The organism is Pseudomonas sp. FeN3W (genome assembly GCA_030263805.2).
GTDB classification, from domain to species: Bacteria; Pseudomonadota; Gammaproteobacteria; order Pseudomonadales; family Pseudomonadaceae; genus Stutzerimonas; species Stutzerimonas stutzeri_G.
This window is the reverse complement of the sequence record CP136010.1, coordinates 871746-894501: the sequence shown is the minus strand read 5'-3', so window position 1 is coordinate 894501 and position 22756 is coordinate 871746. Positions and strand designations below refer to the sequence as shown.

The following is a 22756-nucleotide window of genomic DNA, read 5'->3' as shown; positions in this document are numbered from 1 at the left end:
CCTTATGGCGCACTGGCGCGCTTTTTTCGGCGCATGCTACGTGTCGGTTTCCTTGGGTGCATCGTTTTCTTTTCTGGCCGCGGATGCTGCTCGGCATCCTTGTCTACCTTCGTCCTGAGCCTGCTAGAGCACTGGGGCCGGCAAAGGCTGCCCTGAGGCTGGTCGGCTGTTACAATGGCCACCTTTCACGCGGAGCTGATCATGCCTACATCTTTTCTGGAAATCGTCGAGCTACCGGACGGGCGCATCGTGCTTCGTCGTGCCGAGGACGAAGAGGTGTTGGTCACGCTGGATTTTTCGGATGATGCCAAATTGTTCCTGCAGGGGCAGCACGTCGAGATTGCCAAGGCGATGTTCAATGTCGGCGTTCAGATGGCCGGGCGCATGTCAGAAGGTGATTTCGAGCGTGACGATGACGAACCGCGTGTTTTGCACTGACCGCGCCGTTACTCGAAGGCGGTAATTTCAGGATTACATCCGTGACCTGGCAGCACATCCCTGTGCTTCATCGCTCAACATCCCAGACGAATATTCAGGCTCTGAGCTTCGCCCAGACTGGCGGCGGCACGGAGTTTGTCGCGCGTTGCGCTCTCGAGCTGGCCAAACCAGCTGACCACGGTATGGCTGCAGCCTGAGGCCAGGGCCTTGCAGGTGAGCTCCAGTGCGCCCTCGGCGTCGCGTGGTTGCAGCAGGATGATGCGTTCGCGATTAAGGCCGCACGTGCGCAGCCAGTTCTGCGAGAGGAAGGCAGGAGGGGCGATCAGCGTCAGCCAGCGGCTGTCAGCTGCGTCGCCAAGTTCACGCAGGACCGGGGCGAGCAACAGGTGGCAGTGCTCGCTGCTGCCGCTCAGGCTCAACTCGCTCAGATACTCCTTGTCCTGCTCGGGTTTGCTGCGTGGTTTCAGGCTGCCAAACGGTGCCAGGCTTTGCGCAATGACGCCGTCGAACAACGAAAGTTGGGGCCGGGAAGTGCTGGTCTGGTACTGCATGAACCTTCTCCTTAGCGGCGGATGACGCCGACACTCAAGCCTTCTATCACCAGTTCCTGCTGTTCGAGATCGACCTCGATGGGCGCAAACTCGGGGTTTTCAGCCAATAGCCAAACCTTCTTGCCGTCACGCTTGAAACGCTTCACCGTGACTTCGTCACCCACGCGAGCCACCACGATCTGGCCGTTGCGGGCCTCGCGAGTGGTGTGCACGGCCAGCAGGTCGCCATCGAAAATGCCGATGTCCTTCATGCTCATGCCGTGGACACGGAGCAGATAATCGGCGCGTGGATGGAAAAAAGCGGGGCTGATCTGGCAGGATTCTTCGACATGTTGCTGCGCCAGAATCGGCGCGCCGGCGGCGACGCGGCCAATGATCGGCAGGCCATTTTCGGACGCGGCGGGTTCGAAATCCGGGATACGTATCCCGCGGGACGCGCCGGGCGTCATCTCGATAGCGCCTTTGCGGGCAAGTGCCTTGAGATGTTCTTCGGCAGCGTTGGGCGACTTGAAGCCGAGCTCCTGAGCGATCTCTGCACGAGTGGGCGGATACCCATTGTCTTCCAGGCAGCGCTTGATGAACGCGAGGATTTCCGTCTGGCGAGGCGTCAGCTTGATCATGTCGGTCTCTGTTCTTTTGTACAGTGACTGGGATTATATACAGTGATCCGGCCTTGGCAACGAATGATTAAGATGGGCTAGCAACCACATCCGGTTTGCCGCGTGGTCTGTCTGCGACAATGACGCTAGTGCCACCAGGCGTTTCGTGGTTGACTTGCCGGTCGGTGAAACGTAAGTTTCAAACAGTTGTTTGTCTTTCGGAGGGGGCATGGCGCAGTCGGAAACAGTTGAGCGCATTCTTGATGCAGCGGAACAGCTGTTCGCGGAAAAAGGCTTCGCCGAAACCTCGCTTCGTTTGATCACCAGCAAGGCTGGGGTCAATCTCGCGGCGGTCAACTATCACTTCGGTTCGAAGAAGGCGCTCATCCAGGCGGTGTTCTCGCGATTCCTCGGGCCGTTCTGTGCCAGCCTGGAGCGTGAGCTGGATCGACGCGAGGCGTTGACCGACAAGCAGGACACGCTCGAGGAACTGCTGGAAATCCTCGTCGAGCAGGCCTTGGCGGTCAAACCGCGCAGTGGCGATGATCTGTCCATCTTCATGCGTCTGCTGGGCTTGTCCTTCAGTCAGAGCCAGGGCCACTTGCGCCGCTATCTGGAAGACATGTACGGCAAGGTGTTTCGCCGCTACATGCTCAAGGTGCACGACGCGGCGCCGGCCATTCCACCTATCGAGCTGTTCTGGCGCGTGCATTTCATGCTGGGAGCCGCGGCATTCAGCATGTCGGGCATCAAGGCACTGCGCGCTATTTCCGAGAACGACTTCGGGGTCCGGACTTCGATCGAACAGGTGATGCGCATGATGGTGCCGTTCCTGGCAGCCGGCATGCGTGCCGACAGCGGCATCGACGACACGACGCTGGCCGGCGCACAGCCGATCGCGCGGCGCAACGCGGCTGCCATTCCGGCGAAGGCTTGAGCTACAAGCCCGCCGGACGATCGGCTAAGCTAGCCGCCCATGGCATCTCTCGATCTTCTGCATATTTCCATCGCTGACCAGCAACTCTACGGTTTTGCCCGCGGGCGGCTGTGTCTGCGTCTCCCGGTTTCTACCGCACGTAATGGTGCTGGCGAGCTCAATGGCTCCGGTTGTACGCCGCGCGGCCTGCACCAGGTGCGTGCGCGTATCGGTGAGGCTTTGCCTAAGGGGGCGGTGCTGCGCGGGCGGCGCTGGACTGGCGAGGTCTGGTCCGCTGAGCTCCACGAGGCTTTCCCCGGGCGCGACTGGATCCTGACCCGCATCCTCTGGCTCAGCGGCTGCGAGCCGGACGTCAACCGAATGGGGCGGGTCGATACCTTCCGCCGTTACATCTACATTCACGGTACTCCCGATTGTGAGCCGATGGGCGTGCCGCTTTCCCACGGTTGCATTCGCATGCGCAATGCCGACCTGCTCGAACTCTTTCCATTGGTGCCGCCCCACTGTGCGGTGCGTATCGACGAGGCGCCCTGTCCCGACTGGGCTGCCGCTGAACTCGAATAAGGATTCACTCTACATATGCACGGTTCACTGATGCTGGACATTGCCGGTACCTGGCTGACGGCCGAGGATCGGCACCTGCTGCGCCAACCCGAGGTCGGCGGGCTCATTCTGTTTGCGCGCAACATTGAGCACCCGCGCCAGGTCGACGAGCTATGCCGCTCTATTCGTGCCGTGCGACCAGACCTGCTTTTGGCGGTGGACCAGGAAGGTGGCCGCGTGCAGCGGCTGCGCCAGGGTTTCGTCAGGCTTCCGGCGATGCGGGAGCTGGCGCGCTGCGCCGATGCGCCGCGGTTGGCCGAGGCCTGTGGCTGGGTGATGGCGACCGAGGTGCTCGCCGTGGGCCTGGATTTCAGCTTCGCGCCGGTTCTCGACCTCGACCACCAGCGCAGTGCCGTGGTGGGAACGCGTGCGTTCGAAGGCGATCCACAGGCTGCTGTGGTGCTGATCGACGCGTTCATTAGAGGAATGCATGCAGCAGGGATGGCGGCCACTGGCAAGCACTTTCCCGGGCATGGCTGGGCCGAGGCGGACTCGCATGTCACGATCCCGGTCGATGAGCGAAGCCTTGAAGAACTGCGCCGCTGTGATCTGATTCCTTTCCAGGCGCTCAGCAATACGCTCGATGCGATCATGCCGGCGCATGTGATCTATCCTCAGGTCGATGAGCAGCCCGCGGGCTTTTCGCGGCGCTGGTTACAGGACATCCTGCGTAACGAACTGCGCTTCAAGGGTGTGATCTTCAGTGACGATCTGTCGATGGCGGGCGCTCACGTCGCCGGCGATGCGGCCGATCGCATCCAGGCTGCCCTGGTTGCCGGCTGCGACATGGGGTTGGTATGCAATGATCGGGCAGCAGCGGAACTGGCGCTGACTGCGCTGCAGCGTCTCGGCGTGACAGCGCCGCCTGTGCTTTCACGCATGCGCGCTCGTGAGGCATGCGTCGCTGAGTACAAGCAGGATCCGCGTTGGCTTGACGCCATTGGCGCGCTCAAGGCCGCCGACCTGATTGGCTGACCTTTCTTCTTTCAAGGAATACCCATGACTGTCCATGCCATCATCGGCGGCACCGGCCTGACCCAGTTGAGCGGCTTCAAGATGCAGCGCGCGCAGGTCATCGACACGCCCTACGGACGCCCGTCCGGGGAGATCCTGCGTGGCGAATACAGCGGCCGAGAGGTGCTGTTCCTTGCAAGACATGGCCATCCGCACCGTATCCCCCCACACCAGGTGAATTACCGAGCCAACCTATGGGCGCTGAAGCAGGCGGGGGCGGAGGCGATTCTTGCGATTAATGCGGTAGGCGGCATTCATTCGGCCATGGGCTCCGGGCACTTCTGCGTCCCCCATCAGATCATCGATTACACCTATGGCCGTGAACACACCTTCTTCGAAGGCGATATCGATCACGTGACCCATATCGACTTCAGCTTCCCCTATGACGAAACGCTGCGTGAACGCCTGATCGGCGCACTCGCGGCCGAGGGATATGCGTTCAGCGGCCATGGCGTATATGGCTGCACGCAGGGGCCGCGGCTGGAGACCGTGGCGGAGATCATCCGGATGGAGCGAGATGGTTGCGACATCGTCGGCATGACCGGTATGCCAGAGGCCGCGCTGGCTCGTGAACTCGACTTGCCTTATGCCTGTCTGGCATTGGTGGTCAATCCGGCGGCCGGCAAGGCGAGTGGAGTGATCACCATGACCGAGATCGAGGCGGCACTGGCTGCCGGTATAGGTAAGGCGCGGCAGGTGCTCGCAAAAGTGCTGGCGGCCTGACCGATCTGCAACGCGCTGCGCTTTGTCTGAAGCGTCGTTGTCATATTGCGGCCTGAGACTGGTATTTTTGTGGTGGCCCCCGTTGCGGCAAGCATGCTGCTTGCTACACTTGGCCGTCCTTTGGAGTACCGGAATGTTTTGCCAGGCACACACAATAAGAATTCTTAGAACCGTCGTGTTGCTCTGCCTGCTTGGCGGCATGGCCGGATGCTCGACCTGGTTTTCGGGCGATTTCAAGGACCCTACGGTCGAACTCACCAAGGTCGATATCATCAAGGCGCGGCTGCTGGAACAGCAATTCATGCTGCGCTTTCGTATCGACAACCCCAACGATCATAGCCTGCCGGTGCGCGGGCTGATCTACAAAGTCCATCTCAATGATGTGGAGCTGGCTAGCGGCGAATCCAGTGGCTGGCTGACGGTGCCCGCCAACAGCTTCGAGTACTACGAGGTGCCGGTTCACACCAACCTTTGGCGCCATATGAAGTACATCGTGCGCCTGCTTGAGAAGCCTGATCGCCCGATCGCCTACCGCCTGGCCGGTGAACTCAAGACCGGCCTGATGATGGGCCGGCGCGTGCACATTTCCAACAATGGCGAGATAATCCCGGGCAACTTTATTCCGGAGTAGTACCTAGATGAGTCAAGAACCGCACGTGCATGGCCCCGACTGCAACCACGATCATGACCATGATCATCACCACGTTCATGGCCCGCATTGCAATCACAGCCACGAACCTGTGCGCAATCCGCTGAAGGACGTTGGCCGCAATGACCCGTGCCCTTGTGGCAGCCAGCAGAAATACAAGAAATGCCACGGCGCCTGAGCCTGTCATGACCCTGGCAATCGGTCTGTTCGTCATCGCCGCGCTGCTGATTGCTGCGCTGGGCGGTTATGCGCTGTATCTCTGGCGCCGTGTCTGGCGCAACGAGCGTTTGCAGGCAGAGGCGCGGACGCAGCAACAGACCGCGCTGGCGGAGGATCTGCGAATCCTCGCCAGCTGCCTGCTGGAGGAGCAAGTCCCGCTTATCGAGGGGGCGATCCGTATCAAGGTGCTGCTCGACAACTATGATGTGGCGTTGGGGCAGCATCCTCGTTGTCAGGTGTTCCAGCAGCTGTTCGAAGCCACCGAGCAAGTGCCGACCCATGCGGCCTGGAAGGCGCTGGACAAGCAGGAGCGGCGCCGACATGAAGCGCAGTTCAGTGCGCTTGAGCTGCAACACAAGGCCGAGGCTCGGCGTTCGGCCCGTTGGCTGCTCGACGAAGCTCTGCCAAAATCCCGCGACGCGGCCTGATCGACCGATCTTCTTCGCCGCGCGCCCTCTAATCTGTCAGTACCATCCCTTGCCAAGCTCGCTCAGGAGTCTTCGATGTCTCTGCGTCTGCCGTTCGCCCTGGTTCGCCTGACGCTGGGGGCCGCGCTCGGCCTGGCCGGCCTTGGCGGTTGTCAGGCCTATCTCGACAATCGCTACAGCGCCAGCTTGCCGCCGTCACAGGGCATTCAGCCGCTGACCGGGCTGGCAGGCAGTGCGAGCATCCGGCGCAATTCGCTGGGCATGCCGCTGATCGAGACCTCGTCGTTTCACGATGCGCTGTTCGCCATGGGTTACGTCCACGCCACCGACCGGCTGAGCCAGATGGTCAGCCTGCGGCTGATGGCTCAGGGTAGATTGGCGGAGATGGTCGGCCCCGGGGTGCTGGAGACCGACCGCTTCATGCGCGCGGTGAATCTGCGCCAGAGCGCCGAGCTGCTCTATCGTGAATCCTCGCCGCGGATGAAGAAGTTCTTCGAGGTCTACGCCCGCGGCGTCAACGCGTACCTGTATCGTCATCAGGACAAGCTGCCAATGGACCTTGCCGAGTCCGGCTACAAGCCTGAGTACTGGAAACCCGAGGATTCGGTGCTGGTGTTCTGCCTGCTCAACTTCGGGCTGTCGCAGAACCTGCAGGAAGAGGTTGCCGCACTGCTGCTGGCGCAGAAGGTGGGCAGCGACAAGCTGGCCTGGCTTCTGCCGATCTATCCCGACGAGGCATTGCCGTTCGATGAGGCAGACAAGCTCAAGGGCCTGAAACTGGGGGGTAATTTGCCTGGGCTGGCGGCACTCGAACGTGCTACGCAGCCGCTGGCGGCACTGACGCCCTCTGGCATGGCCGCCTCCAACAACTGGGCTATCGCCGGTAGCAACAGTCGCAGCGGCAAGCCGATCCTGGCCAACGACACGCACCTGCCGTTGTCCATGCCTTCGTACTGGAATTTCATGCAGGTTCGCGCACCGAAGTTCCAGGCCGCGGGCGTCACCATCGCCGGGGTACCCGCGGTGGTGGCCGGTTTCAACGGCAAGCTCGGCTGGGGCATGACGATGGTCATGGGCGATAATCAGGACCTCTATCTCGAGCAGGTGCGCCGCGAAGGCTCGCGGCTGATGTACCTGGCCGATGGCAAGTGGCTGCCGGCCCGCGAGCGCCACGAGACCTACTTCGTCAAGGGCGAGCGGCCGATTCGCGAAACCATTTATGAAACCCGCAACGGCCCGCTGCTGAACACGGCGCTGGGCGAGCGCAAACATCCCTTGCAGCCGCTGCAGCTCACCAGCGGCTATGGCCTGGCGCTGAAAACCACGCAACTGGAGGCCGATCGCACGCTGGACGCGTTTTTCGATCTATCCCGCGCGCAATCGGTGGATCAAGCCTTCGAGGCGACCCGTGAAATTCGTGCAACCGCACTGAATCTGGTCTTTGCCGACCAGCAGGGGATCGGCTGGCAGGTTACTGGGCGCTTCCCAAATCGTCGCGAGGGGCTGGGCTTGGTGCCGTCGCCGGGATGGGACAATCGTTACGAATGGGACGGCTTCGCCGATCCGATGCTGCATCCCTACGATCAGGACCCCGTGCAGGGCTGGCTCGGCACCGCCAATCAGCGCAGCGTGCCGCGCGGTTACGGGATGCAGCTTTCCAGCTCCTGGTATGGCCCCGAGCGTTACGAGCGCCTGGCGGAGCTGGCGGGGCACGGCAAGCACGACACCCGCAGTACCATCGCGATGCAGTACGACCAGGTCACGCCGTTCGCCGCCAAGCTCAAGGCAATGTTCGAGGCGCCGGGCATGGCCGAGCCGTTGCGCAAGGCGATCGATGCACTGCCGGCCGCCGAACGCAGCAAGGCGCGAGAAGCGCTGGACCGGTTGATGGCCTTCGACGGCAAGCTCGCTGCGGATTCGGCCGATGCCGCGCTGTATGGCGCTTTCCTGCACGAAAGCGCGCAGCAGATCTTTCTAGATGAGCTGGGGCCGGAAGATACGCCGGCGTGGCGAGCGCTGGTGCAAACGGCCAACACCTCCTACTCGGCCCAGGCCGACCATCTGCTCGGGCGCGAGGACAGCCCGTTCTGGAATGACCAGCGCACCGCGCAAGCCGAAGACAAGCCAGCAATCCTCGCGCGCAGCCTGGCAGCAGCGGTGACCTTGCTGGAAAGCCGGCTGGGCAACGAGCGCAGCGCCTGGCAGTGGGGCAAGTTGCACACTGCCAGCTGGACCTCCGGCGCGACGCAGTTGGCGCCGCATATGCCGGCCAGCCAACGGAGCAAGATCAACGCTATCGGCAGCTACCTGGACCGCGGCCCATACGCCATGGGCGGCGATCACAGCACGCTGAACGCTTCGGCCTATCACCTGGGGACGGACTTCGAGACCTGGCTGATCCCGGCGATGCGCATCATCGTCGACTTCGGCCGTGATGAGCCGATGATCGGCCTCAACAGTTCAGGCCAGTCGGGCAATCCGGCCAGCCCGCACTACGCCGATGGCATCGACGCGTGGATGAAGGCGAATTACCTGAGTTTCCCGTTCAAAACGGAGAATCTCGACAAGGTCTATGGCAACCAGCGTCTGTTGCTGACGCCCGCCGGCAAGTGAGGGGCGCGTCGCGCCGGCATCAGGCCGGTTGCGGCGCTGCTGGCGCGACTTCCAGAACACGGATCACGCCTGGCGTCGGGTAATGCCAGCGCACGTCCACATCCCAGAACTGCGCGCCGTACCGTCGTTCCGGTTCGGGTTTCTGATAGGCCGGGCGTGGGTCCTGCGCCAGGCATTGCTCGATCAGTTCCACCAGCGGTTCGCCGAGGCGCGCCGCTTGGCTGCGAGCTTGTAGCAAGCCGGAGTCCGACCACTGAACTCCGATGGCTATCGGTGCTTCGGCGGCCATGTCGTTGCGCGCATCCGGTAGTGAGTCGGCGTAGGGCACGTAGGGTTTGATATCCAACACCGGAGTGCCGTCCAGCAGGTCGATGCCGGAGATGAACAGCCGATCCGCTTCGACGCGATCCAGCCTAACGACCGATTGACCGATGCCGTTGGGTCTGTGGGTCGCGCGGGTGGCGAACACGCCGACCATGCGATTGCCGCCGAGGCGAGGCGGGCGAACCCTGAGGCGCGGTTTGTTTTCCAGGGCCTGGTGGAACAGAAACAGCAGCCATACGTGGCTGACCTGCTCGAGTCCGGCCACTGCATCAGCACTGTCGAACGGCGGCAGCAGTTCCACCACGCCGCGTGCGGCTGGCGCCAGGCTGGGCTGGCGGGGGATGGCGAACTTCTCCTTGAAGCAGGAGCGGACGTAGCCGATAGGCGAGACGCTGTGATCCATGAAAGCGGCCTGGGAAGCAGTCGGGCGGCTGCGCATCTTACTCGCTATGGCGGTCGGTTGCGCTTGCGGCAGGCCGACGCGCATATGCGCTGCCGGGCCGCCGCCGATGTGTTACAGGCCGAGCAGGTTGGCGACGTAATCGGCATCCTTGTCGCCGCGGCCGGAGAGATTGACGAGGATGTGGCTGTCCTTGCCCAGTGTCGGTGCGCTGCGAATCGCCCAGGCCACGGCATGGGCACTTTCCAGCGCGGGGATGATGCCTTCCACACGCGACAGGGTCATGAAGGCGTCGAGGCATTCCTGGTCGGTCGCAGTCTGGTAGTTCACCCGGCCTAGATCCTTCAGGTAGCTGTGCTGTGGGCCGACGCCTGGATAGTCCAGGCCGGATGCGATCGAATGCACCGCAGACGGATTGCCATCGGCATCCTCCAGCACGTAGCAGGCCATGCCATGCAGTTGGCCTGGCTTGCCCTTGGACAGCGTCGCCGAGTGGCGGCCGGGCTTGTCCAGGCTCTCGCCGGCTGGCTCGATACCGACCAGCTCGACCGCGGCATCTTCGAGGAAGGCGGTGAACATGCCCATCGCATTCGAGCCGCCACCGACGCAGGCAACCACGTGATCGGGCAGGCGGCCGTGTTTGGCGAGGAACTGCTCACGGGCCTCGGTGCCGATGATCGACTGGAAGTCGCGGACCATCTTCGGGAACGGGTGCGGGCCGACCACCGAGCCGATGGCGTAGATGTAGCTGTGCGGGTCCTTCAGGTATTCCTCGAAGGCGCTATCCACCGCTTCCTTGAGCGTCGCCGCACCGCGGGTGACGGCTACCAGCTTGCAGCCGAGGATCTTCATCTTGGTGACGTTGGGGTGTTCCTTCTCGATGTCCACCTGGCCCATGTGAATCTCGCAGGGAATACCCACCAGTGCGCAGGCGGTAGCCAGGGCGACACCGTGCTGGCCGGCGCCAGTCTCGGCGATCACCTTCTTCTTGCCCATGAACTTGGCCAGCAGCGCCTCGCCCAGGCAGTGATTGATCTTGTGTGCGCCGGTGTGGTTCAGGTCTTCGCGCTTCAGATGGATCTGCGCGCCGCCGAGCTGCTCGGACAGACGTCGTGCATGGAAGATCGGACTTGGCCGACCCACATAGTCGGCGAACAGTGCTGCCAGCTCCTGCTGGAAGTCATCGCGCTGGCGAATTTCCTCGTAGGCGAGGTTGATGTCATCCATCGCTTGCTTGAGGTGCGGTGGGACCAGCTGGCCGCCATAGGGGCCGAAATATCCGTTGGTGTCGGGCATGGCGGTGAAGCGAGGATCGGACGACATGGCTCATCTCTGCAGGTGAAATGGGGGCTGCTACGCGGGGCCGATCATAAGTCAGCGCAGAACCGCTGAAAACGGCGAGCGGGGCGGGGACGCTTGGCCGCTCGTGGCGAAGCGATTTGCATGACCGATGGATCGAATCAATGCTTCCGGAAAGGCCCCGGTTCCGAAGCGATTCGAAGAATCGCCATTTATCGAGCAGGATGCGCGCCGACTTAGGCATTATGGGAGCATGATTCAACTTTTTTTTCGGCAGCAGCTCGCCGACGGGCATGGCTGTCATCAGTACGGTTGCTATGCATGCCCATCCCGCTCTTGGTGCGCAGCCATTTCAAGAGATTTGCCCGCCACCTGCCGCAATACGTCGCACCTTGATGTCGTCTCGGTATCGGCCTCGTCACATCTTCGGCATACCGGAAGGAGTCTTCACCCAGGCGGTGCTGTAGAGGGCACGGTAGTGATCATGGGGCTGCCGTTCTCCATCGTGCTGCTGTGCATGATGTACGGGCTGTTCAAGGCATTGACGGGCCGACAGCTACCGGAGCCTGTCGGGCGCGCCACGCTGGGCACACGCAGTTGAACCGGAGTCAGCGCCTTTCGCGGGCGATGACCTCCCGCTGCCGAGGACTCGTCGCGCAGAAATGAAAACGCCCCGCAGAAGCGGGGCGTTTTCGTGTAGCGGATCAGCTCAGATCACTTCGGCCCAGAGGTCGTACTCGTCGGCGTTGGTAACGCGTACGCGAACCTTGTCGCCCGGCTGCAGCGGTTGCTCGCTGTCGATATAGACCATGCCGTCGATCTCTGGAGCGTCGGCCCAGGAGCGGCCGATGGCGCCGTCCTCGTCCACTTCATCGATCAGCACGTCCAGTTCCTTGCCGACCTTCAGCTGCAGACGCGCGGCGCTGATGGCCTGCTGGTGCGCCATGAAGCGGTCCCAGCGTTCCTGCTTGATCTCGTCCGGAACCGGCTCCAGGCCCATCGTTTCGGCGGGCGCACCGTCGACTGGCGAATACTGGAAGCAACCAACGCGGTCGAGCTGGGCTTCGGTGAGCCAGTCCAGGAGGTACTGGAAGTCTTCTTCGGTCTCGCCAGGGAAACCGACGATGAACGTCGAACGGATGGTCAGCTCTGGGCAGATCTCGCGCCACTGCTTGATGCGCGCCAGGGTCTTGTCTTCGAAGGCCGGGCGCTTCATGGTCTTGAGCACCTTCGGGCTGGCGTGCTGGAAGGGGATGTCCAGGTACGGCAGGATCTTGCCGGCGGCCATCAGCGGGATCACGTCGTCGACGTTCGGGTACGGATAGACATAGTGCAGGCGCACCCAGACGCCCATCCTGCCCAGCTCCTCGCACAGCTCGAGCATGCGCGTCTTGACTGGCTGGCCGTTCCAGAAGTCCAGCTTGTACTTGAGGTCGACGCCATAGGCGCTGGTGTCCTGGCTGATCACCAGAACCTCCTTCACACCGGCCTTGACCAGGCGCTCGGCTTCGCTGAGCACATCGCCCACCGGACGGCTGACCAGCTTGCCGCGCATCGACGGGATGATGCAGAAGCTGCAGGTATGGTTGCAGCCTTCGGAAATCTTCAGATAGGCGTAGTGGCGCGGGGTGAGCTTGATGCCCTGCGGCGGCACCAGATCGACGAAGGGATCGTGCTCGATGCTCGGCGGCACCACTTCATGCACCGCGTTGACCACCTGCTCGTACTGCTGCGGGCCGGTGACGGCCAGCACGCTGGGGTGCACGCCACGGATGTTGTTCTCGTCCACGCCCATGCAGCCGGTGACGATCACCTTGCCATTCTCGGCGATCGCCTCGCCGATGGCGTCCAGCGATTCGGCCTTGGCGCTGTCGATGAAACCGCAGGTGTTGACCACCACCACATCGGCGTCCTCATAGGACGGCACGATCTGGTAACCCTCCATGCGCAGCTGGGTGAGGATGCGTTCAGAATCGACCGTTGCCTTGGGGCATCCTAACGAAATAAATCCTATACTTCCGACTTTCTTCGACATTGCGGGCCGCCTCGGCACTACGACATGAAAAAAATAGCGCGCGAGTATACAGCTATCTGAGGTTTTCCGATCCCCGGCAAGCGACTGGCAGCGGCGCCGATCGTCAGCTGCTCTACGCGCAGAAGTGGGCCGCGGAGCGGGGGCTTGTGTTGGATGAATCGCTGTCCATGCGTGATGAAGGGTTGGCGTGGGCATCGGGCCTACGAAGACCTTGGCCAAGCTGGCCAACTGGACGGCGAAGACGTGGAGAAAGTCCGGCGGGGTGATCGACCTGCGCGACCCGGACCGTCGCGACAAACTCTTGCAGATGACCGAGGTAGGCGAGGTGTGGGGTGTCGGCCGGCGGCTGACTGCTCGCCTGCGACCGCTGGGCATCCAGACCGCTTGGGACTTAGCGCAGTACGATTCCGCAACGCTGCGCCGCCAGTCAGCGTGGTGCTGGAGAAAACCGCGCTCGAGCTGCGCGGCATCTCCTGTCTCGAGCTCGAGGAGGCGGTACCGCCGCGGCAGATGATCTGCTCGTCCAAGATGTTTGGCAGCCGCGTGCGTGATATCGCCCCCATCCGCGAAACGGTTGTGGCCTACGTCACCAAGGCCGCCGAGAAGCTCCGTGCGCGGCAGAGCCTGGCCGGCGCGCTGCAGGTGGCTATCCGCACCGGCATGCACAACCCCAACCAGCCGCGCTACGCCAATGCCATCAGCTGCCCGCTGCTGTGCTGAGGATACTCGCGTGCTGGCCTCTGCGGCCGTGCGCGGGCTTGAGGCTATCTACCGGCAGGGTTACGCCTACAGCAAGGCGGAGGTGCTGCTGATGGATCTGCGACAGCGAGGCGAATTTACTGGAGACCTGTTTGCCGCAGCCCCACGGCCTGATGCCGATCGGCTGATGGCCGTGGTGGATCAAATTAACGCGCGTGAGGCAGGGGAACGGTACGGCTTGGACGCATTCCCGCCACAGCGGAGTGGTCGATGAAGCGGGAAATGATGAGCCAGCGATATACGACGCGGTGGGATGAGTTGATGGTGGTGCGGTAGGGGCCGGTGGCGGGAGGTGCGGGCGATCCGGTTGAGCCAGAGCCGCGCATTGTTCAGGTCGAGGTGCCGGTACAGGTGCCGTGCCGTGCCGTACCGGTGGCGGTGCCGCCCTGGGCAGCGGAGGGGTTGCGCAAGTCGGACAGCCTGGAGCTGAAGGCGAGGGCGCTGCTTGCGGAGAGACGCCAGCGGATCGGCTATGAGCGCAAGCTGCTGGCGGCCAATGAGGTCTGTCGGTAGGAAATTACATTCCACAGCCAAGCCTCTGTGGGTCCACGCGCGAGGTATTAGAAAACCTTCCTTCCCATGCAGGCATTGCCGAAGGCCTTGGCATAAGCCTCTATCTCTTTTTGTGCAAGCTCAGGACGACTTTCATCTTCTGCCGCCATGCCAACGGCACAGAATGCTGCATCTACTTTTATACCGTTGTTCCGCCCGTCCTGAGCGTAGCGTTTGCCATCTCGCTCACCCTCCTTCTGAAGCGCTTCAAGACTTGGAGCAGCAAGTACTGCTGTACAAAAAAGCACACTGCTTGCAACGGAGAGGATTTTGATCAGGCTCATTTTTCTTCCTTGATTTGGCTGTATGAGGTTTGTGTAAAGGAAGTCAAATTTATGCAAACTCTCTAGCCACGTCCAATTATATTGAACTGACAGATTGTCAGGCCGCGGCTCGGATCATGATGGAAAGTGGCCATAGGCCCAGCGGGCCACTACGGCAGCTTACAACGCTATGATGGGCTGTAAGCCGCGCCGTCGATCGCCTCGACTCCAGTCACGACAAAGCCATTCGGTGCCATTGAATGAACGTCCGCATCGTACAGCTTGGGCAAAGGGTCATTGACCGGGGATGGACTGTTGACGAAAACGATCCTGGTGGGTCTTCCCATTTCAGGTGATGGTTGATGCTCAATACGCAGGTCTTCTCCAGTCGGCGTGGCGCGTTTCAGGCCTTCCTTGTCCGCCGCCTGCCTCTCTCTCGGAGCGGGGTGATCAGGAAGTACATGGCTATATCACCGGATCGCTAATCGGCTGTATCAGATGGGCACCATCGTTGCGCACTATGTCGAGTGAGGATCTAGACCTGCCACCGGCAGCCCTGTGGTATACGCTGAGACTCCATGCCGGGCGAGTGGTGACGTGACCGTTCAGCGGTTCGCTGAAGCCACGCTTATGGCGTTGCGGCTTTGGCTGCGTGGCAGGTAGCGCTTGAGCCGAAGCGCTGGCGATTCGACGAGGTGCCAGGACAGCACCGCGAGCGCCAGGCTGGCAGCGAAGCCAAGGAGCATGAAGGGAATCAGTGGCAACTGGCCGTCGGTCCAGTGCATCAGAAGCTGCTGGACCGGGAAGCTGAAGATGTACAGGCCGTAGGAGAAGTCGCCGGCCTTGCCAAAGCCGGCCAGCTTCGGAATGCGCAGCTGTGCGAGGTAGAGCGTCAGGTAGGGCAGGGTCAGCACGTGCACCAGCTCCCAGTGATTGGTGCGGGCACTCACCAGGTTGGCCGCAACCAGCAGCGCTGCGATTTTCCAGTTCCAGCGAACAAGGTGCCGATACAGATACAGCAGCACGCCGGCGTAGAAGAACATCCCCAGGCGAGTGGCCTTGCGCAGCAGGTCGCTCTGCATCTCGTAGATCGGCATCAGGTGGAGGTGCACGCCCACCATCAGAATCAGGCCGATTAGCGCGCTGCTGCGGCCGAATACCTTGACGACTCCGAGCGTCAGCACGGTGGCGTACATCAGCACTTCGTAAGGCAGTGTCCAGAGCGAACCGTTGACGCTGTGGGGAAACGGGTTGGCCTCGAATACGCCGGGCAGGCGGAACTCGGTGATCAGCGCGGCATTGGCCAGGTAGGCGAGCGTGCCGGGGGCGGTGAAGTAATCGCCAAGCGGCAGCTCGGTGGCCAGCGGGCCGATCAGCAGGACCACGAACAGCACCGAGACGATCAGTGCCGGCATGATGCGCAGGGCTCGCTTGGCGGCAAAATCCAGCACGCTGCGGCTGTTCAGCCAGGACGCCGCAATGAGGAAACCGCTCATCACGAAGAACACGTGTACGGCGATATCCGCCGAGTCGTAGCTGCCGCTGAACAGGCGCAGAGGTTCCCGGTCCGCCTGACCGGATAGGCCGTAGCTGTGGCCGAACACGACCATCGAGGCGGCAAAGAAGCGCAGGAAATCGAAGTTGTTGTCTCTTGGCGCAGTGGTTGGCGCGTGCATCGGCTCCTCCTTGGAATGGGTTCAGCGCAACGGAAAGGTCTGATGCATCCCCAGCGAACGGTTCTCGCCGTCACGGATGGCCTGCTCGATCAGTTGCAGCCGTTCCGGAACCTGCTGTCGCCGGGCCACGTGCCGCAGCAGGCCGAGGAAGATGCTTCGGTTCAGCCGATACAGCCAGGGTGAGGCAGCCCAGACGTAGGTGTCGAACCAGGCCTGGTTGCGGGCGGTGTAGTACGCACGGAAGTCGGAATCACCGAGCAGGAAGGCTTCGTAGATGTTGCGGGTGTGCGCCTTGATGTTCCAGGACAGCTCCAGCTCGTCGATCAGCGCATCGGTCACCAGACGCAGACGGCCACCTTTGGCGGTGATGCGACGGGTGTACTCGGTGTCGTCGGCGTAGAGCACCAGCTCGCGCAATGGCACCCCGATCGCCTGGTACAGGCTGCGATGGGCGAGCATGCCGCCATAGGGAGCGAACGGCAGGTCGATGGCCCGCGGCGGCGTGCCTTTTGGCCGGCCCCAGGGCAGACGGCGCCAGACCTTGTACGGTAGCTGCGCGACGTGAAAGCCGAAGTAGCTGGAGCGCGGCTGGATGGCGAAACGGCTCGGTACGCCGCGGGCGATGTCTTCCTGCTGACTGGGGCGAAAGCCCAGCACGGCGGCACGATGCAGCCCTACCTCGTCGGCCATTCGCGCAAGTTCTTCATGCAGCAGGCGCACCGCGGCCGCGGTGGGGGCGTTGTCGTCATCCATCATCCAGATGTACTGCGCGCCTTCGGCCAGCGCCGCTTCCAGCCCCACGGCATAGCCGTTGGCCGAGCCGGTGTTTTGCGCCAGCGGAATGATGCGCACCTGACCGGGCCAGCGGCTGGTCAGTTGTTCGAGTGGTGCGGTCGAGGCATTGCTGACCACCAGTACGCGGGTGATCTGTTCGAAGGCGAAGGCCTGCTCGATCAGTCGGCGCAGGTAAACCAGGCGGTCGCCGTAGGTCACTGTGACGATGGTGGTTTGCCGTCGCACCGGCATCTCGCCGGCGCTGGCGGCGGCTGCCTGTGCACTCTGCTTGCAGGGTTCGACGCGCGCGGTGTTCTGCACGGAATATCTCCTCAGCTCTGTTCCGGGGCGGCCAGCGGCAGGCAGTTAGGCTGCTGCACGTCGACCGTCGAGTCTTCTTCATTGGGGCTGAAGAAGGCGTGGAAGATGCGGATGAATCCATTGCCCGACGGTCCGTCAGGCGCGTCGGGCGCGGGAATGAGTTCGGTGTAGGAATAGCCATCGGCCAAAATCAGCGAAATTCTGGATGTTTCTTCTGTGCTCATGTCTGTGCTCCTGCATGACCCGGTGCTGCGACGCCGGATCAGAATGAATAGCGCCTGCTGTCTGCCGGCGGACTCCAGAACGAACCGGACGCCGGTTCCGCGAATCGATACGGTTGATGACCGGATGGGCTTTCCTGCTGACCGCCGCCATTGGAGCCACAGCGTGGCGTGGCGTCGGTTGACGAGTCGCTGTAGGCGATGACGCTCGCACTGCCGGCGCTGGTGCAGGCAGGCAACTGGCTGGACGGGTTGGTCGGTTCGGTGATCAGCGTGTCGGCGTTCACCGCAGCGCTGGCTGGCTCGATCACTACAACGAGAGCGAACCCGAGCGCTCGGGTCACTCTCATCCACTTCTTTACTGTGTTCATCCTTGAAACCTCGTAAGTGAATGGGTTGATGGGTAAACGCATCAGGCGTGCTTGATCGGCACCACGGCTGCCGGGTAGAGCGGCGTGCTGGGGGCCGGCAAGGGCGCCGAGCTCTGCTGAAGGTCGAGCGCCCTGGCTTCGCGCAGGCGCGCGTCGACGAAGGCGCGGATTTCCTGCTGGAAGCGTTCGCTGGAGAAGCGCTCGGCATTGCGTCGGCAGTTTTCCGGTGTGATGCGCGAGCACTGGGCCTCGAACTCGCCGATGGCGGCGATGAGCGAGGCGGTGGTCTGCTCCGGGTAGAACACGCCGGTGGGTTCGGCATGTTCGAGCCCGCGCACGGTTTCCAGTACGCCGCCGCGCCCGTAGGCGACCACCGGCGTGCCACAGGCCTGGGCCTCGATGGGCGCGATGCCGAAATCTTCTTCGGCGGCGAAGACGAACGCTTTGGCGCGCTGCATGTGTTGCAGCAGCACCTCAAAACTCTGGTAGCCGAGCAGGGTGACATTGGGCCCGGCCGCTTCACGGGCCTTTTCCATTTCCGGGCCGGTGCCGATGACGATCAGGCGCTTGTCCGGCATGGCCGCGAACGCCTCGATGATCATCGGCATCTTCTTGTAGGGCACCATCCGCGAAGCGGTGAGATAGAAGTCTTCCTTGGCCTCGTGCAGGGTGAACTGGCGGGTGTCGACCGGCGGGTAGATCACCGTGGATTGGCGCCGGTAGCTCTTGTTGATGCGCCGGCCGATGAAGTGCGAATTGGCGATGAACTCGTCGACGCCGCTGGCGGTGCGCTGGTCCCACATGCGCATGTAGTGCAGCAGCATGCGCGCCAGCTTGGCCTTGATGCCGCGCTCCAGGCTGGCTTCGTGCAGGTACTGGTGCTGCAGGTCCCAGGCGTAGCGGATGGGCGAATGCACGTAGCTGATGTGCAGCTGGTTGGGCCCGGTCAGCACGCCCTTGGCCACTGCGTGACTGCTGGAAATGATCAGGTCATACGAGGACATGTCGAGCTGCTCGATGGCCAGCGGCATCAGCGGCAGGTACTTCTGGTAATGGGTGCGCGCCTTCGGCAGTTGCTGGATGAAGGTGGTGGTGGCGCGCTTGCCGCCGAGGTGGGCACGGTCGGCGTCGGAGAGAAAATCGATGACGGCGAACAGATCGGCGTCCGGCCAGACGGCGCACAGCCCGGCGAGCACGCGCTCGGCGCCGGCATACGTCACCAGCCAGTCGTGAACGATGGCAACTTTCATGGCATGACATCCTTGATTGAGAAAGAGTGAGCAGCGAGGCGGTGAGCCTCAGCGGCTGTGCAGGCGTGCCAGTGGCATCAGGTCGTGTTGTCTGGTCAGGCGCCTGCCGGCGTGAGCCAGCGGTAGATCCAGCAACTGTCGGCAGAGCTGGGCGCTGCCGAGGGCCAGCAGCAGGCCGAACACAGCGCCAGCCAGGCTGGCGGTCGGGCCGGTCAGGCCGAGCGCCTGGGTCAGCAGTTCGCTCAGGCGCTGCATCGCTGGCAGCAACAGATAGAGCGAGTAGCTGAGGCTTCCAAGCCAGACGAGCGGCGGTGCCCGTAGCGGTAGCCGGCTGGTGACCAGCAGGAAGGTCACGATGGCCAGGGCATAGGTGAGCAGGTCCCGGGGCCAGGCGGTTGCGTCCGCAGACCAGCCGGCGAGGAAGATGATCGGCAGCACCAGCAGGTAGATTCGCAGCGTGTAGCGCGCATATTCACGGGCTCGTCTGCGGGCGTAGCTGCTGCTTTCATGCTTGGCCTCGTACCTGAGTGACGCGAAAAACATCAGTGATAGCGCCAGCGGCAGCGTGACCGGTAGCTCTGTGCCCAGCAGCTGCCGCGCCAGGGCGAGCAGCAGCGCCACCGCCAGCAGCACGAGCGCGCAGCTGGTCCGCAGACTGACGCTGTGCAAAAGGCCGAGCACCTGCAGCAGCAGGCAGAACCCGTAGAACAGCAGGATTGGCGGCAGCGCTCCGTAAGCGCCGATGACCTCGAACGCCATAGCGCTGCCTGGAGCGGCCACACCCGGCAGCCAGGCCGGTGCCGTCGGCAACAGAATGGCGGTCAGCAGCACCGCCAGCAGGTAGACCGGCAGCAGGCGCAGCAGGCGGCGGACGACGAAGCCTCGCCCGCCGTCGACGCTGGCGTGCAGGCTGGCCGGCACGATGAAACCGCAGCACAGCAGGAACCAGAGCACCGCCAGCAGTCCGGGGTCCAGGGCGTGCTGCAGTGCCCAGCCGTCTGACAGTGGCAGCAGCAGGGTCTGGAAAATCAGGAGTAGGGCTGCGCTGCCGCGTAGCGCGTCGATATGCGCCAACCGTTCCATGGTCTGCCTCGCTTGATTGATGGAGTTGAATGTCGGGACTGCATTCGTCGGGCATCAGGGGCGGTCCGATGACCAGGCGATAAAGGACGGCGGGCTGGGCTTGCCCATCAGTGCCTTGTCGATCAGCTGCGACACGGTTTGCGCCGAGCGCTTCCAGGAGTAGCGCTCGACGTTGGCCAGGCCGAGGGTGCGCAGGTCATCGCGCAGGCGCGCGTCCTGCAGCACGTGGCGCATGCAGCGGGCAATGTCCTCGATGTTCAGGGGCTCGAAATAGAGCACGCTCTCGCCGAGCACTTCGGGTATCGACGCGGCCCGGGCGGCGATCACCGGACACCCGCAGGCCTGGGCCTCCAGCGGCGGAATGCCGAAGCCTTCGTAGAGCGAAGGGAACACGAAGGCGGTGGCGCCCTGGTATTCGCGCACCAGCTGATCGTCGTTCAGCCGGCCGAGAATGCGTACGCGTGGATTGCCATCAATGCTGGAAGTGGAGCCTGAGAAGACCGAGTGCGAGTCGCCGACGATGTGCAGTTCCACGTCATCGAAGCCTTCCAGGCTGAGGAAGGCCGCGACCATCCGCGCGAAGTTCTTGTGCGCGTTCGGGGAGGACACCGCCAGCACGTATGGCCTGGCATTGCCGCTGCGATCCGCGCCACTCGGCGGATGGAACTTGGCCGCCACCGCATTGGGGACGACGCAGATCTTCTCGCTCGGGTAGCCGTAGTAGCGGGCGATTTCCTTGCGTGAGAAGTCGCTGACGGTGATCAGTGCCTTGATGCGCTTGAGCAGCAGCGGCGTGAGCCCCTTGTAGACGCTGCGGAAGGCGCGCGAATAGCTCTCCGGATGGCGCACGTAGGTGATGTCGTGATGGGTGGCGATCTGGTTGCGGTAGATCAGCGGTGCCGTGTTGCACAGTGATACCAGCGGCGGATAGCCATGGCGCGCCAGCCACAGAGGCAGGTCCAGCTGTTCCCACAGATGCCCGTGGTTGCGGCCGATGCGCCGCACCTGCAGGCGCTCGGCGCTGGCGTGCATGCGGATGTCGTCCGGCGCAATGAATGTCAGGTCCTTGCGCATGGCGGCAAGCTCCAGGCAGACCTGTTCGGCAAAACGTTGCACACCGCGGGTTTCCTGAGTCAGGAAACGGGCGTTGATGGCGATCATGTAGGGCTCTCCTTGCGGGGATGGTGTGCGCCGCCGACCGCTGGCAAGCGGTGACGGTCTGTCGGTGGCGGCTCGCGAAGCGGTGCGTCGGTTCAGTCGGGCTCGCCGGCGAGTGCTGCTGCGGTTGCGTTGCGCCTGGACGTTCGGGGCGTGCGGTCAGCGCATGTCACGACAGGGCTCAACCGTCGTTCTGTACCGCGCGCATGCTGATGATTTTCGGAAATCCATCGAGCTCCACCCTGGTGCTGCAGGCTTGGCCTTTGCCGGAGCATCTCCACTCGGTGCTGGTGACCACCCGCCCGTGCTGGGGCTGGGCGGTATCGATCATCGCCACCTGGCCTGCCGAGCCATTGGCATTCTGCAGTTCCACGGTCCTCGGCTTGCCGGTGCTCCAGGCCACCATCAACTCATCGTCGTCGCGGGCGAATCGCAGCATCACCACGTCGCTCGGGGTTTTTTCTTCGCGGTTCGTAAAGTTGTACTGGCTGACGATCTGGCTGATGGAGGCGAGCACCGAATAGGCCGGCTTGAGGGTGAAGTCCTGCCGCACCAGGCCGAAGTTGTGCTCGCGTTCGGTCTTGTCGGTGCCATCGTTGCGGAAGTCGTACCACCACATGCCCTTGATGCTGGGCAGCGTCTTGGCCAGGAAGAAAGCGCGGGCAAGGTAGGCCGCCTGCAGGCTTTCATCGATGCCGCATGCGCCCTGATGGGCGGGCCAGGCCATCTCCGTCAGGTAGAGCGGTACTGGACGTCCGGCGGCGCGGGTCAGGTCCTTGTCGACCTCGCTCATCCATTCGATCCAGGCCTCCGGTGTGTTGCGTCGCCAGCCACGGCAGTGCACGTAGGGGTGCAACGACAGGCCGTCGACCGATTGCATCAGGCCGTTCTCCAGCAGACGCAGGGCGAAACCTGAGTCGATGCCCTGGCTGGTCACGGCGCCGGCGAGCACCTTGGCGTTGGGCGCGCGCTGGCGGATGATCCCGGATGCATCGGCGATCAGCCGTGCGTAATCCTGGGTGAACTTGGGGTCGCGCGGGTCCTCGACGTCCCATTCGTTCCAGATCTCGTAATAGGCGACCTGGCCTTTCAGTTCTTCGGTGATGAACTCGACATAGCGGTTGAACGCCGCCCTGACCGGCTCGCTGCGGGGCTTTTCACCTCCGCCGTAGTGCGAGTTGCCGTAGCCGAGGATGAACTGGGTGCTCAGTCCGTGAGCGGCGGTCGCCTTCAGGTACCGGTGCCAGGATGGCTCGATCTTCAATTGTCCGGGCCGGCGCTCGACATAGGCCCAGTGGGCGTCGGTACGCACGGACGTGATGCCGGCATCGCGCATCATCGCGTAGGCGCGGCCGCTGGGATCGCCCTTGTGCAGTTCATGGGCACAGACGCCGACCACGAAAGGCTCCTCGGTGGTCTGGGCCGACGCAAACGGGGCAAGGCCAAGCAAGCCGCCCAGCAGCAGGGCGTTGAGCGGGGTAGAGCGCTTCGTCATG

Annotated in this window: 27 protein-coding genes; 13 read left to right on the top strand and 14 right to left on the bottom strand. The window is 62.9% G+C overall.

Features of this window, described 5'->3' with window-relative positions:
• Window positions 1-201: 201 nt before the first annotated feature.
• The gene (locus P5704_004025) at window positions 202-438 is read left to right on the top strand and encodes a hypothetical protein (GenBank protein ID WOF79675.1); all 237 of its coding nucleotides are present in this window, start codon (window positions 202-204) and stop codon (window positions 436-438) included.
• 74 nt (window positions 439-512) lie between these two features.
• On the opposite strand, the gene sulA is transcribed toward P5704_004025, so the two are convergent.
• Together sulA and lexA are read right to left on the bottom strand one after the other, a co-directional pair.
• The gene (gene sulA / locus P5704_004020) at window positions 513-989 is read right to left on the bottom strand and encodes an SOS-induced cell division inhibitor SulA (GenBank protein ID WOF79674.1); all 477 of its coding nucleotides are present in this window, start codon (window positions 987-989) and stop codon (window positions 513-515) included.
• A gap of 11 nt (window positions 990-1000) precedes the next feature.
• The gene (lexA, locus tag P5704_004015) at window positions 1001-1609 is read right to left on the bottom strand and encodes a transcriptional repressor LexA (GenBank protein WOF79673.1); all 609 of its coding nucleotides are present in this window, start codon (window positions 1607-1609) and stop codon (window positions 1001-1003) included.
• 208 nt (window positions 1610-1817) lie between these two features.
• Here lexA and P5704_004010 point away from each other — a divergent pair, with 208 nt between their 5' ends.
• From P5704_004010 to P5704_003975, 8 genes are all read left to right on the top strand, one after another.
• The gene (locus P5704_004010) at window positions 1818-2525 is read left to right on the top strand and encodes a TetR family transcriptional regulator (GenBank protein ID WOF79672.1); all 708 of its coding nucleotides are present in this window, start codon (window positions 1818-1820) and stop codon (window positions 2523-2525) included.
• Between the two features lie 39 nt (window positions 2526-2564).
• Window positions 2565-3089, top strand: a complete 525-nt coding sequence (locus P5704_004005; protein ID WOF79671.1) for a L,D-transpeptidase — start codon at window positions 2565-2567, stop codon at window positions 3087-3089.
• 15 nt (window positions 3090-3104) lie between these two features.
• Window positions 3105-4103: a beta-N-acetylhexosaminidase gene (gene nagZ, locus P5704_004000; GenBank protein WOF79670.1), complete on the top strand. Its 999-nt coding sequence runs from the start codon at window positions 3105-3107 to the stop codon at window positions 4101-4103.
• 24 nt (window positions 4104-4127) lie between these two features.
• A complete protein-coding gene (locus P5704_003995) occupies window positions 4128-4865 on the top strand; it encodes an S-methyl-5'-thioinosine phosphorylase (GenBank protein ID WOF79669.1) in 738 nt (245 codons plus the stop codon).
• Between the two features lie 175 nt (window positions 4866-5040).
• Window positions 5041-5496, top strand: a complete 456-nt coding sequence (locus P5704_003990; protein WOF79668.1) for an LEA type 2 family protein — start codon at window positions 5041-5043, stop codon at window positions 5494-5496.
• 7 nt (window positions 5497-5503) lie between these two features.
• Complete coding sequence (locus P5704_003985) at window positions 5504-5692, top strand: SEC-C metal-binding domain-containing protein (protein ID WOF79667.1); 189 nt, start codon at window positions 5504-5506, stop codon at window positions 5690-5692.
• A 7-nt stretch (window positions 5693-5699) separates the two neighbouring features.
• The gene (locus P5704_003980; protein ID WOF79666.1) at window positions 5700-6161 is read left to right on the top strand and encodes a DUF2489 domain-containing protein; all 462 of its coding nucleotides are present in this window, start codon (window positions 5700-5702) and stop codon (window positions 6159-6161) included.
• 75 nt (window positions 6162-6236) lie between these two features.
• Entirely contained in the window at window positions 6237-8774 is a 2538-nt protein-coding gene (locus tag P5704_003975) for a penicillin acylase family protein (GenBank protein WOF79665.1), read from the top strand.
• Between the two features lie 19 nt (window positions 8775-8793).
• Here P5704_003975 and tsaA read toward each other — a convergent pair whose 3' ends face one another.
• Both tsaA and trpB read right to left on the bottom strand, forming a co-directional pair.
• A complete protein-coding gene (gene tsaA / locus P5704_003970) occupies window positions 8794-9501 on the bottom strand; it encodes a tRNA (N6-threonylcarbamoyladenosine(37)-N6)-methyltransferase TrmO (GenBank protein WOF79664.1) in 708 nt (235 codons plus the stop codon).
• Between the two features lie 111 nt (window positions 9502-9612).
• Window positions 9613-10821: a tryptophan synthase subunit beta gene (gene trpB, locus P5704_003965; GenBank protein WOF79663.1), complete on the bottom strand. Its 1209-nt coding sequence runs from the start codon at window positions 10819-10821 to the stop codon at window positions 9613-9615.
• Window positions 10822-11275: 454 nt separating this feature from the next.
• Here trpB and P5704_003960 point away from each other — a divergent pair, with 454 nt between their 5' ends.
• Window positions 11276-11398 (top strand): hypothetical protein, encoded by a 123-nt coding sequence (locus tag P5704_003960; GenBank protein ID WOF79662.1) that lies wholly within the window; start codon window positions 11276-11278, stop codon window positions 11396-11398.
• Window positions 11399-11506: 108 nt separating this feature from the next.
• On the opposite strand, the gene rimO is transcribed toward P5704_003960, so the two are convergent.
• Window positions 11507-12832, bottom strand: a complete 1326-nt coding sequence (gene rimO / locus P5704_003955; GenBank protein ID WOF79661.1) for a 30S ribosomal protein S12 methylthiotransferase RimO — start codon at window positions 12830-12832, stop codon at window positions 11507-11509.
• A gap of 384 nt (window positions 12833-13216) precedes the next feature.
• On the opposite strand from rimO, the gene P5704_003950 reads away from it, so the two are divergent.
• The 3 genes from P5704_003950 to P5704_003940 all read left to right on the top strand — a co-directional run bounded on the left by P5704_003950 (window position 13217) and on the right by P5704_003940 (window position 14104).
• Complete coding sequence (locus P5704_003950; protein WOF79660.1) at window positions 13217-13552, top strand: hypothetical protein; 336 nt, start codon at window positions 13217-13219, stop codon at window positions 13550-13552.
• A gap of 10 nt (window positions 13553-13562) precedes the next feature.
• On the top strand, window positions 13563-13805 hold the full coding sequence (locus tag P5704_003945) for a hypothetical protein (GenBank protein ID WOF79659.1): 243 nt from the start codon (window positions 13563-13565) through the stop codon (window positions 13803-13805).
• Between the two features lie 68 nt (window positions 13806-13873).
• On the top strand, window positions 13874-14104 hold the full coding sequence (locus P5704_003940) for a hypothetical protein (GenBank protein WOF79658.1): 231 nt from the start codon (window positions 13874-13876) through the stop codon (window positions 14102-14104).
• Window positions 14105-14151: 47 nt separating this feature from the next.
• Here P5704_003940 and P5704_003935 read toward each other — a convergent pair whose 3' ends face one another.
• The 9 genes from P5704_003935 to P5704_003895 all read right to left on the bottom strand — a co-directional run bounded on the left by P5704_003935 (window position 14152) and on the right by P5704_003895 (window position 22755).
• Window positions 14152-14427, bottom strand: coding sequence for a hypothetical protein (locus P5704_003935; protein ID WOF79657.1), 276 nt, complete (start codon window positions 14425-14427; stop codon window positions 14152-14154).
• A 584-nt stretch (window positions 14428-15011) separates the two neighbouring features.
• Window positions 15012-16082: an acyltransferase gene (locus tag P5704_003930; GenBank protein ID WOF79656.1), complete on the bottom strand. Its 1071-nt coding sequence runs from the start codon at window positions 16080-16082 to the stop codon at window positions 15012-15014.
• Between the two features lie 21 nt (window positions 16083-16103).
• Window positions 16104-17177, bottom strand: coding sequence for a glycosyltransferase (locus P5704_003925; GenBank protein WOF79655.1), 1074 nt, complete (start codon window positions 17175-17177; stop codon window positions 16104-16106).
• 11 nt (window positions 17178-17188) lie between these two features.
• On the bottom strand, window positions 17189-17401 hold the full coding sequence (locus P5704_003920; protein ID WOF79654.1) for a hypothetical protein: 213 nt from the start codon (window positions 17399-17401) through the stop codon (window positions 17189-17191).
• A 38-nt stretch (window positions 17402-17439) separates the two neighbouring features.
• Window positions 17440-17769 (bottom strand): hypothetical protein, encoded by a 330-nt coding sequence (locus P5704_003915; GenBank protein ID WOF79653.1) that lies wholly within the window; start codon window positions 17767-17769, stop codon window positions 17440-17442.
• A gap of 41 nt (window positions 17770-17810) precedes the next feature.
• On the bottom strand, window positions 17811-19019 hold the full coding sequence (locus P5704_003910; GenBank protein ID WOF79652.1) for a glycosyltransferase family 4 protein: 1209 nt from the start codon (window positions 19017-19019) through the stop codon (window positions 17811-17813).
• 48 nt (window positions 19020-19067) lie between these two features.
• The gene (locus P5704_003905; protein ID WOF79651.1) at window positions 19068-20102 is read right to left on the bottom strand and encodes an acyltransferase; all 1035 of its coding nucleotides are present in this window, start codon (window positions 20100-20102) and stop codon (window positions 19068-19070) included.
• A 54-nt stretch (window positions 20103-20156) separates the two neighbouring features.
• Window positions 20157-21263 carry a glycosyltransferase family 1 protein gene (locus P5704_003900; protein ID WOF79650.1) on the bottom strand — a complete coding sequence of 369 codons (1107 nt, stop codon included), beginning with the start codon at window positions 21261-21263 and terminating at the stop codon, window positions 20157-20159.
• 178 nt (window positions 21264-21441) lie between these two features.
• The gene (locus tag P5704_003895) at window positions 21442-22755 is read right to left on the bottom strand and encodes a hypothetical protein (GenBank protein WOF79649.1); all 1314 of its coding nucleotides are present in this window, start codon (window positions 22753-22755) and stop codon (window positions 21442-21444) included.
• Window position 22756: the final 1 nt, after the last annotated feature.

Coding starts and splice junctions, on each gene's coding strand:
- P5704_004025 (WOF79675.1), top strand. CDS start 202: ATGCCTACATCTTTTCTGGAAATCGTCGAGCTACCGGACGGGCGCATC.
- sulA (WOF79674.1), bottom strand. CDS start 989: ATGCAGTACCAGACCAGCACTTCCCGGCCCCAACTTTCGTTGTTCGAC.
- lexA (WOF79673.1), bottom strand. CDS start 1,609: ATGATCAAGCTGACGCCTCGCCAGACGGAAATCCTCGCGTTCATCAAG.
- P5704_004010 (WOF79672.1), top strand. CDS start 1,818: ATGGCGCAGTCGGAAACAGTTGAGCGCATTCTTGATGCAGCGGAACAG.
- P5704_004005 (WOF79671.1), top strand. CDS start 2,565: ATGGCATCTCTCGATCTTCTGCATATTTCCATCGCTGACCAGCAACTC.
- nagZ (WOF79670.1), top strand. CDS start 3,105: ATGCACGGTTCACTGATGCTGGACATTGCCGGTACCTGGCTGACGGCC.
- P5704_003995 (WOF79669.1), top strand. CDS start 4,128: ATGACTGTCCATGCCATCATCGGCGGCACCGGCCTGACCCAGTTGAGC.
- P5704_003985 (WOF79667.1), top strand. CDS start 5,504: ATGAGTCAAGAACCGCACGTGCATGGCCCCGACTGCAACCACGATCAT.
- P5704_003980 (WOF79666.1), top strand. CDS start 5,700: ATGACCCTGGCAATCGGTCTGTTCGTCATCGCCGCGCTGCTGATTGCT.
- P5704_003975 (WOF79665.1), top strand. CDS start 6,237: ATGTCTCTGCGTCTGCCGTTCGCCCTGGTTCGCCTGACGCTGGGGGCC.
- tsaA (WOF79664.1), bottom strand. CDS start 9,501: ATGGATCACAGCGTCTCGCCTATCGGCTACGTCCGCTCCTGCTTCAAG.
- trpB (WOF79663.1), bottom strand. CDS start 10,821: ATGTCGTCCGATCCTCGCTTCACCGCCATGCCCGACACCAACGGATAT.
- rimO (WOF79661.1), bottom strand. CDS start 12,832: ATGTCGAAGAAAGTCGGAAGTATAGGATTTATTTCGTTAGGATGCCCC.
- P5704_003935 (WOF79657.1), bottom strand. CDS start 14,427: ATGAGCCTGATCAAAATCCTCTCCGTTGCAAGCAGTGTGCTTTTTTGT.
- P5704_003930 (WOF79656.1), bottom strand. CDS start 16,082: ATGCACGCGCCAACCACTGCGCCAAGAGACAACAACTTCGATTTCCTG.
- P5704_003920 (WOF79654.1), bottom strand. CDS start 17,401: ATGAGCACAGAAGAAACATCCAGAATTTCGCTGATTTTGGCCGATGGC.
- P5704_003915 (WOF79653.1), bottom strand. CDS start 17,769: ATGAACACAGTAAAGAAGTGGATGAGAGTGACCCGAGCGCTCGGGTTC.
- P5704_003910 (WOF79652.1), bottom strand. CDS start 19,019: ATGAAAGTTGCCATCGTTCACGACTGGCTGGTGACGTATGCCGGCGCC.
- P5704_003905 (WOF79651.1), bottom strand. CDS start 20,102: ATGGAACGGTTGGCGCATATCGACGCGCTACGCGGCAGCGCAGCCCTA.
- P5704_003900 (WOF79650.1), bottom strand. CDS start 21,263: ATGATCGCCATCAACGCCCGTTTCCTGACTCAGGAAACCCGCGGTGTG.
- P5704_003895 (WOF79649.1), bottom strand. CDS start 22,755: ATGACGAAGCGCTCTACCCCGCTCAACGCCCTGCTGCTGGGCGGCTTG.